Here is a 13,321-nt window from a genome sequence, read left to right as displayed (position 1 = left end):
CCTTGGCGGTCCAGGGCCGGCACGACCATTGACCGGCGCCTTGTTAATGTGCGAGGAATGACGGCTGATCAACGTGAAGAACCGGGCGTGGAGCCTGCGTTAGGTGCGCCGCCCGAGCCCTGGTGGGCGGGCCTCGGCGGCCTCGTCGGGGGTGTTCTCCTGATTGTCTCGGGGCTTTGTCTCCTTCTGTGGGGCTTCCTGGGCCGGTCGGGCTCGAGCGTCCCCTTGATCTATCAGGCCGCGAAGATCGTCGCGGTCGGCCTGGTGGTGATCGGTACCACCCTGGTGGCGCGCCGACGAGCCTCCTCGCGGCGTCCCGAGGCGGAGACAGAGCCTGCTTCGCCGTCGTAACAGGTCCCGTCCCTGGCGGGACATGACTTCCTGGGGCAGCGGACCGCCACGTGCGACGCTCACCCGCTCACCTTGTGTCGGCGCCGCCCAGCCTGTGTCAACCGCCGGATAGCTCAAGGGAGATGACGAGATGTCGGTAGGCCGAACGAGGCCCTGATCATCCGTGGGAAGGATGTAAGGCGCATGGCTCGCCCATGACAATTACCCCTGGCATGCCCGCAACCAGGGAAGGGAACGGCCTTGCGCATCACTCGCATGACCCGGCTCATCGGAACCGTCTTGGGCACCACGCTCCTGCTGACCAGCGCGTTACCGGCGGCCTCCGCCACTGCCTCCGCCTCCGCCGGCACCAGAACCGCCCCGTCCACGGACGAGTCGCTGGACCGCGCCGCCCTGCGCAGCACGCTGCGTGCCGTGCACGAGGCGGGCATGTACGGCGTCTACTCGTCCGTCCGCGAGGACCGTGACCGGTGGACCGGCGCGGCCGGACTCGCCGACGTGGACACGGGGCGTCCGGTCACCTCCGACATGCGGCACCGTGTGGGCAGCATCAGCAAGACGTTCACCGCCGTGGCCCTGCTCCAGCAGGTGGAGCGCGGCAAGATCCGGCTCGACGCGCCGATCGGCGAGTACGTCCCGGACCTGGTCCCGGGGCAGCTGGGCCAGGACGTCACCGTACGGATGCTCCTCAACCACACCAGCGGGATCGGCGACTACATCCTCGGCGCCTTCCCCTCCCTCGCCCAGAACTCCACGGCGAGCCTCGACGAGAATCGCTTCCGCTCCATCGCGCCCGGCGAACTGGTGCGCCTCGGCCTGGAGGCGCCCTCCACGGGACGGCCCGGCGAGCGGTGGTCGTACTCCAACACCAACTACGTGATCGCCGGGCTGATCCTGGAGAAGGTCACAGGCCAGGACGCCGGGAGGTACATCACCCGCAACGTCATCGACCGCGCCGGGCTGCGCGACACCACGTACCCGCGCACCCCGTACATCAAGGGCCCGCACGCCAGGATGTACGAGTCGTTCTACGGCCTGATCGACCCGCCCCGCGACTACAGCGTCTACGACCAGTCCTGGGCGAGCACGGCCGGCGCGATCGTGTCGACCACCGACGACCTGAACCGTTTCTACCGCACCCTGCTGGGCGGCGGGCTGATCGGCCGGGCGGCCCTCGGCGAGATGCTGACCACGGTCCCCGCGGGCGGTATCGACTACGGACTGGGGATCTACGCCCTCGAACTGCCCGGTTGCGGCCGCTTCTGGGGCCATGACGGCGCGGTCTTCGGCGCCGGCACGATCGCGCTGTCCAGCCCCGATGGCGAGCGCCAACTCGCCCTGGGCTGGAACCTCATGAAGTACCAGCGCCTCAATGAGGACGGCACCGGGCTGGAGCCGAGCCCGATCGACGACGCCCTCAACGAGCACATCGGCCGTGCGCTCTGCCCGGCCACCGAGCCCGTGTCGGAGTCCGAGCCGGAGTCCGAGTCGGAGTCCCGGTCGGCGGACGGCGAAGCCCGTCGGCTGCTTCCTGAGGGGCTGCCCGGCGTGGATCTCTCTTCCGGGAACTGGGTCGCACGACGCTGAGCGGCAGCGGCAGCGGTAGCCGCAGGCGCGGAAGGAAGGGGGGTGGTCGGTGCGCGGTTCAGCGCCCGGCCGCCCCTTCGCGGACGTCCACGCCCGAGTGGAACAACTCGCCGGGGCGACGTATAACCGCGCCATGATCTATCACGTCGTACCGCTCGGTGACTGGAACGCCGACCCCGGCCGTCCGTACGCGCCCGCTTCCCTCGCGGAGGACGGGTTCGTCCACTGCTCGCCCGACGAGGCGACCACGCTGGCCGTCGTCAACGCCTTCTACCGGACAGCGCCGAGGCCGCTGCTGGCGCTGCTCCTCGACGAGGACCGGCTGGCCGCCACGGTGGAGTGGGAGGAGCCGGTGCCCGTCCCGCCGCCCGGGGTCTCCGGGGGCGTCCGGTTCCCCCATGTGTTCGGTCCCGTCAACCGCGACGCCGTTGAGCGGATCCTGGAGGTCCGGTGGGACGAGGAGGGGCGGGCGACGGGACTGAAGCAGCTGAACTGAGCGGCGTTCACCGGGGTGCGAGTGCGGCGAACGCATCGTCGAGGAGGCCGACCAGGTCCAGGCGGCCCTCGGAGGCCAGCCAGTGGTCGAGGGCGACGTACAGGCAGTCCAGGGCCGCGGCGGCCCGTACCGACTGGCCGAGTGTCGGGGCCTCGGCGGAGCCGGAGCGTTCCGCGAGGGCCTCGGCCAGGGCGGGGCGCCAGCGGTGCTGTTTCTCCAGGTGCCGGGCGCACAGGGCGGGTGTCTCCCGGACGAGCCGGGTCGTTGCGAGAGCGGCGGCCGGGTCCTGGTGGTAGCGCTCGATGACGGTGTCCAGGGCGTGCCGCAGTGCCGTCCACTCGTCCTCGTCGGCGGGACGGGCGCGCAGGGCGTCGGCGACCCGCCGGTCGTGACCGTCGAAGGCGCCGAGGACGGCGTCCTCCTTGGTGCCGAAGTAGCGCAGGAATGTGCTGCGCGAGACCCCGGCGGCTGCCGCCAGGTCGTCGAGCGTGACCTTGTCGAAGCCCTCGCGACAGAACAACTCGAAGGCCACCTGCGCCAGTTGGGCCCGCACGGCCGCCCGGGCGATGTCTCGTGTGTTCGTACGCTCTCTTCGTTCTCTTCCGGTCACCCTGCGATCGTAGCTTCCTCATCGATCCCTGATTGCACAGTCGATACTCGGTTACTAGTGTGACACTCAGTTTCATTTCTGGATCTGGATCTGGATCTGGCTCGCGCCTCCATCGTGTGCTGGTCCGGAACGTCGGCCGAATGGAGATGCGCCCCAGTGATCAGGACCCTCTCACTCATCGGCAGCGGCATGATCGGTGGCGCGCTGGCCCGGCTCGCCGTCGGCGCCGGCCTGGACGTCGTGCTGAGCAACTCCCGCGGCCCGGAGACCCTCGCCGACCTCGTCGCCGAACTCGGCGCGCACGCCCGTGCGGCCACGCCCGCCGAGGCCGCACGGGACGGTGACCTGGTCGTGGCCACCGTTCCCCTGCACGCCTACGACCAGTTGCCCGCCGCCGAACTCGCGGGCCGGACCGTGATCGACACGATGAACTACTACCCGGAGCGCGACGGCCGCGTCTCCGAGCTGGACGCGAGCGAGCTCACCTCCAGTGCCCTGGTCCAGCGGCACCTGGCCGGGGCCCGCGTGGTGAAGGCGTTCAACAACATCGACTTCCGCCGCCTGTTCACCTCCGCCCGGCCTGCCGGCGCCCCCGACCGCAGCGCCCTGCCCGTCGCGGGCGACGACCCGGCCGCCAAGGCGGACGCGGCCCGGCTCCTCGACCTCCTCGGCTACGACGCGGTGGACATCGGCACCCTCGCCGGCAGCTGGCGCAGCGAACCCGGCACACCCGTGTACGTCACGCCGTACATGGCGCGGCGGCCCGAGGGGATGGGTGAGGAGGAGGGACGGCGCTGGTTCTTCGAGACCCCGGGCGTCCCCGTACCCGCCGCGCGGGTCGAGGAACTGACCGCGACGGCCGTCCGAGGCCCGGCGGGCGGCTCCCGCGCGGCCCTCTCCGGCGACTGAGCCCGGCGACTGAGCCCGGCGGCTGGGTCCGGCGGCTGGGTCCGGCGGCTGGGTCCGACCCCCGACCACCCCGCCCCTTGCCACCCAGGTACTACGAGACCCTGGTACTACGAGAAAGAGGGACCCCACCCCCATGAGCGCAGCCGTGCACGGATCGACCGTCGACGTTCCGACCCCGAACGGAACCGCCGACGCCTACCTGGCCGTCCCCGACGGCGACGCCCCGCACCCCGCCGTCCTGATGTACATGGACGCCTTCGGTCTGCGCCCGCACCTGAAGAAGATGGCGGACCGTCTCGCCGCCGCCGGTTACACCGTCCTGGTGCCCAACGTCATGTACCGCCACGGCCGGGCGCCCCTGGTGGAGCTGCCCGAGTTCATCAACCCGGCCGAGCGTCCGGAGATCATCCAGAACATCCGCCCGTTCATGGTGACGCTCACCCCCGAGGCGGCCATGCGGGACGCCGCCGCCTACCTCGACTGGCTGGCCGCCTCACCGCTGACCACCGACGGCCCGGCGGGCGTCACGGGCTACTGCATGGGCGCTGGACTGGCCCTGCGGACTGCCGGTACCCACCCGGACCGGGTCGCCGCGGCGGCCGGGTTCCACGGGGCGTACCTCGCGACCGACGCACCGGACAGCCCCCACCTGCTTGTCGACCGGGTCACCGCCGAGCTCTACTTCGGCCACGCCGACCAGGACGCGACCAACCCCGCCGAGCAGATCGACCGGCTCGACAAGGCCCTCACCGCTGCGGGCGTCCGCCATCGCACCGAGGTCTACGCCGGCGCCCACCACGGCTTCACCCAGGCCGACACCGCCATGCACGACGCCGAGGCCACCGAACGCCACTGGACGGCCCTGCTGGACCTCCTGAACCGGGCCCTTTGACAAGGGACATCTGACAGGACATTCGACAACAGGACGTCGACAAGGGACAAGAGACAGTCGACAAGAGACAGTCGACAAGGGACAAGGGCCTGGTCAGTCGGCAGGCCCTTGTCCCTTGTCAGAGTCTTGTCAGTCAGTACCCCGGTCAGCAGCCCGTCAGCCGCCCAGGCAGATCACGAGCAGGCAGAGCTTCGGCGGTGACGTCGCCTCCGGTGCGGGGCTCGCCGGTGCGGTGCCCGAGTTCGAGCCAGAGCCGGAGTTCGAGTTCGACCCCGAGCCCGAGTTCGAGCCGGAGTCCGCGTTGTCGGAGGGAGTGGGCGTGGGCGTCTGCGCCTCCGTACCCGTACCGCTCTGGCTCTGGCTGCTCTGGCCGGAGTCCGATCCACCGGAGGACGGGGAGCTGGGCTTCGGCTTCGGGACCAGCGGGAGCGTCGTGCGAGGCGCGGTGACGGTGTTCGACTGGACCTTCTGCGGGGCGACGTAGGGCGGGGCGGCGGCGGACTGCTCGTGCGGGGCGTTGGTCGCCGGCGTCTGCGAAGGGGTGGGCGAGGAACGGCGCTTGTCGCTGCCCTGTGACTTCGGGTCGGTGCGCTCCGCCGTCGGTTCCTCCGCGCCGATGTCCGTGCGCGGGAGTTCCGGCGCGGTGGCCGCCTGTGCCCGGTCGCCCGAGTTCCGCTCCATCGTCGAGAGGGTCAGGCCGCCTCCGATGAGGGCGACGGTGGTCGCGACCACGGCGCGGCGCTTGTTCTTCTTCCAGGCGGCCCGCTCGCGCCGCCGCGCCGCCCGCCCCTGCGGTGCGAGAGGTCCGCCTTCGCCGGCGCCCTCGAAGTCGTCGGACGGGTCGTTCACCGGGGCCCCGTCCAGGCCCGCCCCGAGCGCTGCCCCGCCGTGCGGACGGGCGTCGCGCGGACGGCCGTCGTGCCACGTGTCCGATTCCGTGCGCTCCCACGACGGCACCGCGGTCGCCGCGTCGTCCGCCGACGCCGCGGCGGGCAGGGCGGACACGGTACGACCGCCGCCGGTGACCGGAGCGATGTCCGGGGCGTAGGCACCGCACCCGGGGCACACCAGGGCGCTATTGAGATGTCGACGACACGAGGAGCAGTAGTCCATCTGTGGTCTTGTCTTCCCGGGTTGACAGGCCCGTCGACCCAGCCGGGCTGTGGCCTGGTCACGGTCGCACGTGGTAACGAGCGGCCCACCACACTAACGAGGCATTCGAAAGTGTGTGTGCAGGCTGTGTGACACTCCTGCACGGATTCTCCCGCCCGTCGCGCGACTTTCGGCCATGTGCCGTTCGTCGGATGGTGGATGAACGGGACTTCCAGGATTTTTTGCCGGTGGGTGCGCTCCCGTCCACCCCTGCTTTTTCGCCTCACCAGGCAACCCCGTCCCTCTTTTCGCCCCTCTCACAGATCGCTCACAGATTCGGCGCGAGGGCGCGCGAGGTGCGTGTGCCCTGCCTGGGTCGGCTGTGGGCTGTCCAGTCCGATGCCACTGACCATGGCACTCGCAGACGAGGAACCGATGACCAAACAGGAACACCGCAGTCGCTTACGGCGTACGGCGTTCGCCACCGGAGCCGCACTCACCGTCGTCGTCGCCGGCGCCGGGGCCGCTCCCGGAGCCGGGGCGGACCCGGCGGGCGCACCCGGGGAGCCCCGGCTCAAGCTGATAGCCGCGTCGAACTCCGTGACGCTCGACCGGTACGAGTGGAACGACGGGGTCTACCTGGACCTCGGCACGTATCTCACGGTCGACGACGCCCCGTTCGAGTTCAGGGTGACCCGGGAGTCGTACAAGGACCCCGTCGTCGCCCAGCAGATCCTCCGCGACGGCGCGAACACGAAGACGCGGGAGCTGCCCGAGGGGATGGTGACCGACTTCTCCGGTCTGTCCGGCTTCCTCGACGTGTCGATCGAGAACGCGGCCGGTGAGGTGGTGGTGAAGACCGACGGCACCTACTGCCCGAACAACGCCGCCGGCCGGATCCGTCCGGACGCCCCGGCGACCGCGCACTACCCGGAGAGCTGCTCCACCAACCCGTGGACGCTGGGCTCGGTGTGGGGCGTCCAGCAGGGCTGGGCGTCGAACACCAGCACGGTCGACTACGACAAGCCGGTGGACCTGCCGGCGGGCGAGTACACGGCCAAGGTGTCCGTGGCCGAGAAGTACCGCGAACTGTTCGGCATCCCCGACGACCGGCCGACCATCAAGGTGACGGTGCGGGAGAACGAGGATGGTGGCGTGGGCCGGGCCTCCTCCTCCCGGTCCTCCGCCCAACACGGCGGCGGCCACGGAGCCGGCCACGGAGCCGCTCAGGGCGCCCCCTCCGCCAAGTCCGCCGGCAGCGCCGCCCACCACTACGGTCCCCGCGGCGCCGACGCCCCCACCCCGGGTGCCCTGTCGCACGCGTTGGAGGACCGCGGCACGGCGACCCACCTGGGTGACGGGCGCGGCCACACCGACGGCTCGCGCATCGCGCCCGCGCTCAGGCCCAACGCCAAGCGGCCCACCGGCCGGGCCGGCGTCCCGGCGGACGTGCCCAAGCCGGACCTGCGTTCCCTGCCGGCCTGGGACATCGCCATCACCGACGGTGAGGACGGCGACGTACCGGGCAAGGACTACCTCGCCTTCAGCGCCAACGTCTGGAACGCGGGCCCCGCGCCCCTCGTCGTGGACGGCTTCCGCAGCCCCGGCAAGGACCTGATGGACTCGTACCAGTACTTCTACGACGCCGACGGCAAGCAGGTCGGGTACACGCCCAGCGGCACCATGGAGTGGGACCCGCGATCCGGCCACGAGCACTGGCACTTCACGGACTTCGCCAGCTACCGGCTGCTGAGCGAGGATCAGACGAAGGAGGTGCGCAGCGGCAAGGAGGCGTTCTGCCTGGCCAACACCGACGCCATCGACTACACGGTGGAGAACGCCAACTGGCACCCGTACAACACCGACCTGTCGACCGCCTGCGGTCAGGAGAACTCGATCTCGGTGCGCGAGGTCCTGGACGTCGGCTCCGGTGACACGTACACCCAGTACCGTCCCGGTCAGTCCTTCGACATCACCGACCTGCCGAACGGCACCTACTACATCCAGGTGATAGCCAACCCGGAGAAGCGGCTCCAGGAGACCAACCTGGACAACAACGTCGCGCTCCGCAAGGTCGTTCTGGGCGGTGAGCCGGGCGCCCGGACCGTGCAGGTCCCGCCGCACGACCTGATCGACGCCCCGTAGCCAACCGTCGTGCAGCAGAAACCCCCAGGTCGGCGACCTGGGGGTTTCGCCTTGAACGGGCGCGGGAGCGGGCGCGGTCACGGCGCGCGGAGGGCGTCCGCCGGTGGTGTGCGCAGTGCCTGCCGGGTGGGCAGGTCGATGGTGAGGAAGGCCGTCACGACGACCGTGACCGCGATGGCCGGCAGGAGCCAGGCGGGGCCCTGGGGCCAGGGGCGGCCGAGGAAGCCCTGGCCGAGCAGCGCGAGCGGGACGGCGGACAGCAGCAGGCCCGTGGTGAGCGCGGCGGCGGCGATCACCGCGGCCTCCCGCCGCATCATGACCCGGATCTGACGGGGTGTCGTGCCGACCAGGCGCAGGGCGGCGATCTCGGCCCGGCGCTGGGCGGTGGCGGCGACGAGCTTGTTGGCGATGCTGAGCAGCAGATAGCCGAGCAGGACGACGATGACGGCCAGGTTGATCCACACCTCGGGCGGGGTGTCGGTGCCGCCCGTACCGGAGTCGGAGGCGGTGTCGGAGTCGGAGGCGGTGTCCTCCAGGAGCAGGCCGGGCCTGGCGGCGGTCAGTTCGGTGAGGGCGCGCTCGGCGGCGGCCGTGCCGTCGGTGCGGACGAGGACGCTCTGGTCGAGGTCCGTCGTGGTGTGCCCCTTGGCCAGGTCGTGGGAGAGGACCACCGGGCCGAAGCCGAGGCCGCGGTCGTACACGGCGACGACCCGGGCGTCGACCTGCGCGCCGTCGCCGAGGACCAGCCGTACCCGTTGTCCCGTCTCCGCCCCGCGAGAGCGGGCGACCTCGCTGCTCACGGCGACCGTGGCACCGGTGAGACGGGCCGGATCGCCGTCCCGCACCCCGAGGTCGAGGACGTCCGCCGCGGCCGGGGTCAGGATCATCGCGGAGCTCTCCTCGGTCTCCGTCTCGCCGAACAGCTGGTACGGCCACACCACGGTGGTCGTGCCGACGGGCGCCGCGGCCCGTACGCCCGGCACGTCCCGTACGGCGGACAGCGTGCCCGACGGCAGTCCGCCCAGGCCCGGGGCGCTCACCTGGTGCTGGGCGAGGGTGCCGGTGCGGGTGTCGTCCGCGGTGGCGGCCAGCACGGTGGTCTGCGTGAGCGTGTACGTCAGCACGAACACGACCGCCATGGCCAGCGGGCTGACGACACCGGAGATGCGCAGGGCGTAGGCGCGGACGTTGGCCAGCGCCAGCCAGGTGGGGGCCGGAGTGTCGGGCCGCAGGCGTCGTACGGCTGCTTCGCCCGCGCCCTTGACCAGGGCCGGGCCCGCCAGGGCCAGGCCGATCGCGGCGACGATGCCCGCGATGGAGGTGGTGGAGGCGCCGAGGACGGTGCGGCTCAGCAGTGGCGCGGCCGACAGGGCGGTCGCGGCGACGATCAGCAGCAGACCGGTGCGGGTCCGGATCCGCGACGGCTCGCGGGGCTCGCTGCGCGACTCGGCGACCGCCTCGGTGGCCGGCATCCGGGAGGTGCGCCAGGCAGCGGACCGGGCCGAGACCTGCACGGCCGCCGCCATGAGGAGGAGCGTGGCGAGCGCGGGCAACGGGCTGACGGTCAGGGGGAGTTCGGCGGGGAGGATGCCGCGGTCCGCGAGTTGGCCCCGGAACTGCCCGGCCAGCAGATAGCCCAGGGCCACACCCGGCACCACGGCCACGGCCGCGACGACCATCGACTGGGCGGCGGCGAGCCGGCGGATCTGCTTCGGGGTCGCCCCGACGGCACGCATCAGCGCGAGATCCCGGCGCTGCCCGGCGACCGCCACACCCAGCGCGCCCGCCGTGACGAACCCGGTGATCAGCAGGACGATCCCGCCGAGCGAACCAGCGAGGAGGACGAGCAGCGAGCGGGACGAGCCGACGCCGGGTGCCACGGCCTCGCCGCGCTCCGCGCCCGTGAGGACCTTCAGCCCGGTGCCCTCGACCTGCTCACGGACCGCCGAGGCGACCCGGTCCTCGGTGCCGGGCTCGGTGCGCAGGCCGATCAGGTCGACGGTTCCGGCGCGCGATGCCGCGCCGTCGGTGCGGTCACGGCTTTCGGGGCGGTCACGGCCTTCGGGGCCTTCTGGGCCCGAGAGCCGTACGGCGGTCGCGTCCGCGAAGTACACGCCCGCGTCCGGTGCGTCGACCACCGCGGAGACGCGGTAGGCGGCGGCGGGACGGCCGCCCGCGACGACCTCGACGCGGTCGCCCGTGCCGATCCCGGCCGCGGCGGCCGTCGCGGCGTCCACGGCGACCTCGCGGGAACCGGACGGCTCGCGGCCGTCGACCCGGGGGCCGTCCAGCAGCTTCGTCGAGGACCAGCCGTGCCCGGCCGTCCGCGGATCATCGTTCGCCACCGGGACGACCCGGCCCCGCGCGTCGACGAGCGCGACGGGGAAGCCGATGTCGCCGACCGCGTCCGTGACGCCCGGCAGCCCGGCCAGCCGGTCCACGAGCCCGGCGGGGACCGGGGCGCGCTCGGGGAGCGCGATCGGCAGGTCCGCGTCCGGGTGGTACTCCTGGTCGGCCGCGACGACGACGTCCGCGCCGGCGAGCCGGCCGGGCGGCAGCTGGGAGCGCAGCCCGGACTCGGCGAGGACCCCGGTGGCGGTGATCATCAGTGCGCCGCCGAGGACCGCGCAGGCCACGGCGAGCAGTGCCGTGATCCGGTGCGCGGCCATGCGCAGGGCGAGATGCAGCATGGTCTAGCGCTCCCCCAACGCAACGAGACGGTCGGCCAGTTGGGGGGCGGTCGGGGCGTCGAGGGCCTCGACGACGCGGCCGTCGGCCATCACCAGCGCCCGGTGTGCCCGCGCCGCGGCGGCCGGGTCGTGGGTGACCATCACCACGGTCTGGCGCAGCTCGTCCACGAGGTCGCGCAGCAGGTCGAGGACCTGGTGGGCGCTGTGCAGATCCAGCGCGCCGGTCGGCTCGTCCGCGAACACGACGGCCGGCCTCGCCGCCAACGCCCGTACCACCGCTGCCCGTTGCTGTTGGCCGCCGGAGAGCTCCGCCGGGCGGTGGTCGAGCCGGCCGGTCAGCCCGACCCGCTCGACTAGCGTGCTCACCCAGTCCCGGTCCGGACGCCCGCCGGCCAGGCGCAGGGGCAGCGTGATGTTGTCCTCGATGGAGAGGGAGGGGATGAGGTTGTACGCCTGGAACACGAACCCGATGCGTTCCCGGCGCAGTTCGGTACGGCGGGTCTCGTTCAGGCCGGCGATCTCGTGGCCGTCGATGCGGATGCTGCCGGAGGTGGGGGAGTCGAGCCCGGCGGCGCAGTGCATCAGCGTGCTCTTGCCGGAGCCGGAGGGCCCCATCACGGCGAGGAACGTGCCGTGCTCCACGGTCAGCGACACGTCGTCGAGGGCGCGGACGTCCCCCGGGTACGTCTTGCTCAGGTTGGCCAGCGCGATGGCGGGCGCGGGGGCGTGGCCCGCCGCGGGTCCGAAGTGGCCGGGCCGGGTGGTGGCGTTGTTCATCGACGTCCCCGCAGACCGCGCACGGCGAGGGTGCCCGCGCAGAGGGCGGTGACGACACCGCAGGCCAGGTGCACCCAGAGGTCGGCACCGCCGATCGAGGCGACCGTGTTGGCGACCACGCTGATCACCAGGAGTATCCACAGCAGCGTCCGGGCGACGTCCCCGCGGGAGACGGCGGGCGACGCCGTGCCGGGAGTGCTGTCGGCGGCGGTGAGGCGGTAGGGGTCCGCGTCCGTGTGGGTGCCGGCCATGGGGGCTTCCTCTGCTCGGTTCGTTCCTCGTCGGCTGTCGTCACCGACGCTACGGATCGGGGCCCCTCCCGGCCGATCCCGCAGCCCGCCCGGTCCGAGGTACAGCAGGCTGTACCTTCCGGCTCCCGGACTGACGGCCAACTCGCCCGCTGCATAGGGTCGTTCGCGACCGAGGGAGGGTGAGGGCGTATGGCCATACAGGACACCGCGGCCGGCGAGCGGGGTGCGCGGCGGGAACCCGAGCAGGGTGGGGAACGGGACGTCGAGCAGGGCCCGGAGGGGGGTGCGGGCTTCAAGGACGTTGCCCTGCGGGCCATGAGTGACGCGGGCGGCGCGATCGGACAGCTCGCCTCCGGGATCGGTACGGCTGTGACCGCGTTGCTCGTGCTGGTCTGGCTGGCCGTCACCGCCGTGCTGAGCGTCGTCGGGGTGGGGCTGCTGATGGTGCCCGGCGTGCTGGGCGCGCTGCACGCCCTGGCCGGCCGGGAACGCGCCCGGCTCGCCCGTTACGGCCCCGAGGTCGTCGCCCCGGAGCCTCCGCCCACCCAGCTGCGGCTCGCTCTCGTCGACCCCACCACCCGGCGGGAGCTGCGCTGGCTGGTCCGGCACGCCACCCTGGGGCTGCTGCTCGGCGTGCTCGGTGCGCTGCTGCCGCTCGTCGCCGTGCGCGACACGGCCTTCCCGCTGATGTGGAAGCTCATGCCCGACGGCGCGACCGCCACGTCCATCGGCTTCGGCACCGCGGAATCCTGGCCGGAAGCCTTCGCCGTGACCCTGCTCGGTGTGGGCTGGATCGCCATCATCCTCGGCCTCTCGCCCGGTATGGCGCGGCTCCAGGCGCAGCCGGGACGGCTGCTCCTCGCGGCCGGCCCCGACACCGATCTCTCTCTGCGTATCGCGGAGTTGACCGCCACCCGCGCCGCCGCCCTGGACGCCCACGCCACCGAGCTGCGCCGTATCGAGCGTTCGCTGCACGACGGCACCCAGAACCGGCTCGTCACGGTCACCGTCCTGCTCGGGGCCGCCCGCCGCCAGGTGGCCCGCGACCCGGCCGGGGCGGACGAACTCCTCGAACGCGCCCAGTCCGCCGCCGAACAGGCGCTGGCCGAACTGCGCACCGTCTCGCGGAGCATCCTGCCCCCGGTCCTCGCCGACCGGGGACTGGCCGGCGCGCTGTCCGGGCTGGCCGCCGAGAGCGCGGTGCCCTGCCGTACCGATGTCGAGGCACCCGAGCGGTGCGCCGCCTCCGTGGAGGCGACCGCCTACTTCGTCGTCGCCGAGGCACTGACGAACATCGCCAAGCACAGCGGCGCCGGACAGGCCGCGGTGACGGTCCGTGCCCGCGGCAGCCGGCTGAACCTCCGTATCGAGGACGACGGCCGGGGCGGCGCGGACGAGGACGGCGGCTCCGGGCTCACGGGAATCCGCCGTCGCGTTGCCGCGCACGACGGTACGCTCCGCGTGACCAGCCCGCCCGGCGGCCCGACAACCCTTGAAGTGGATCTTCCCTGTGGATCGTGA

The 13,321-nt window shown here is 72.4% G+C and carries 12 protein-coding genes; 7 read left to right on the top strand and 5 right to left on the bottom strand.

Annotated elements, in window-relative coordinates:
* Positions 1-57: 57 nt before the first annotated feature.
* The 3 genes from FPZ41_RS19080 to FPZ41_RS19070 all read left to right on the top strand — a co-directional run bounded on the left by FPZ41_RS19080 (position 58) and on the right by FPZ41_RS19070 (position 2,434).
* On the top strand, positions 58-351 hold the full coding sequence (locus FPZ41_RS19080; RefSeq protein WP_152864194.1) for a hypothetical protein: 294 nt from the start codon (positions 58-60) through the stop codon (positions 349-351).
* Positions 352-606: 255 nt separating this feature from the next.
* On the top strand, positions 607-1,938 hold the full coding sequence (locus FPZ41_RS19075; RefSeq protein WP_152864228.1) for a serine hydrolase domain-containing protein: 1,332 nt from the start codon (positions 607-609) through the stop codon (positions 1,936-1,938).
* A 133-nt stretch (positions 1,939-2,071) separates the two neighbouring features.
* Positions 2,072-2,434, top strand: a complete 363-nt coding sequence (locus tag FPZ41_RS19070; RefSeq protein ID WP_152864226.1) for a DUF952 domain-containing protein — start codon at positions 2,072-2,074, stop codon at positions 2,432-2,434.
* A gap of 7 nt (positions 2,435-2,441) precedes the next feature.
* Here FPZ41_RS19070 and FPZ41_RS19065 read toward each other — a convergent pair whose 3' ends face one another.
* The gene (locus FPZ41_RS19065) at positions 2,442-3,044 is read right to left on the bottom strand and encodes an acyl-CoA-like ligand-binding transcription factor (protein WP_322620423.1); all 603 of its coding nucleotides are present in this window, start codon (positions 3,042-3,044) and stop codon (positions 2,442-2,444) included.
* 156 nt (positions 3,045-3,200) lie between these two features.
* Here FPZ41_RS19065 and FPZ41_RS19060 point away from each other — a divergent pair, with 156 nt between their 5' ends.
* Both FPZ41_RS19060 and FPZ41_RS19055 read left to right on the top strand, forming a co-directional pair.
* The gene (locus FPZ41_RS19060; protein WP_322620422.1) at positions 3,201-3,953 is read left to right on the top strand and encodes an NADPH-dependent F420 reductase; all 753 of its coding nucleotides are present in this window, start codon (positions 3,201-3,203) and stop codon (positions 3,951-3,953) included.
* A 133-nt stretch (positions 3,954-4,086) separates the two neighbouring features.
* Entirely contained in the window at positions 4,087-4,845 is a 759-nt protein-coding gene (locus FPZ41_RS19055) for a dienelactone hydrolase family protein (protein ID WP_152864192.1), read from the top strand.
* A 156-nt stretch (positions 4,846-5,001) separates the two neighbouring features.
* Here FPZ41_RS19055 and FPZ41_RS47135 read toward each other — a convergent pair whose 3' ends face one another.
* The gene (locus tag FPZ41_RS47135) at positions 5,002-5,958 is read right to left on the bottom strand and encodes an SCO2400 family protein (protein WP_456154444.1); all 957 of its coding nucleotides are present in this window, start codon (positions 5,956-5,958) and stop codon (positions 5,002-5,004) included.
* 390 nt (positions 5,959-6,348) lie between these two features.
* Between FPZ41_RS47135 and FPZ41_RS19040 the strand changes: the two genes are divergently transcribed.
* Positions 6,349-8,082, top strand: a complete 1,734-nt coding sequence (locus FPZ41_RS19040; protein ID WP_152864186.1) for a lysyl oxidase family protein — start codon at positions 6,349-6,351, stop codon at positions 8,080-8,082.
* A 77-nt stretch (positions 8,083-8,159) separates the two neighbouring features.
* Here the strand turns inward: FPZ41_RS19040 and FPZ41_RS19035 are convergent, their stop codons facing one another.
* Genes FPZ41_RS19035 through FPZ41_RS19025 form a run of 3 tightly spaced genes read right to left on the bottom strand, consistent with a single transcriptional unit; the run spans position 8,160 to position 11,800 of the window.
* Complete coding sequence (locus FPZ41_RS19035) at positions 8,160-10,772, bottom strand: FtsX-like permease family protein (protein WP_152864184.1); 2,613 nt, start codon at positions 10,770-10,772, stop codon at positions 8,160-8,162.
* 3 nt (positions 10,773-10,775) lie between these two features.
* Positions 10,776-11,549 (bottom strand): ABC transporter ATP-binding protein, encoded by a 774-nt coding sequence (locus tag FPZ41_RS19030; RefSeq protein WP_152864182.1) that lies wholly within the window; start codon positions 11,547-11,549, stop codon positions 10,776-10,778.
* A complete protein-coding gene (locus FPZ41_RS19025; protein ID WP_152864180.1) occupies positions 11,546-11,800 on the bottom strand; it encodes a hypothetical protein in 255 nt (84 codons plus the stop codon). Before FPZ41_RS19025 ends, FPZ41_RS19030 begins: the two co-directional genes overlap by 4 nt.
* A 315-nt stretch (positions 11,801-12,115) precedes the next feature.
* Between FPZ41_RS19025 and FPZ41_RS19020 the strand changes: the two genes are divergently transcribed.
* Positions 12,116-13,321 (top strand): sensor histidine kinase, encoded by a 1,206-nt coding sequence (locus FPZ41_RS19020; RefSeq protein WP_228022829.1) that lies wholly within the window; start codon positions 12,116-12,118, stop codon positions 13,319-13,321.

The sequence above is a fragment of the Streptomyces acidicola genome (assembly GCF_009377235.1).
In the GTDB taxonomy this organism is placed as follows: Bacteria; Actinomycetota; Actinomycetes; order Streptomycetales; family Streptomycetaceae; genus Streptomyces; species Streptomyces acidicola.
This window is presented reverse-complemented; position numbering and strand designations above follow the sequence as displayed.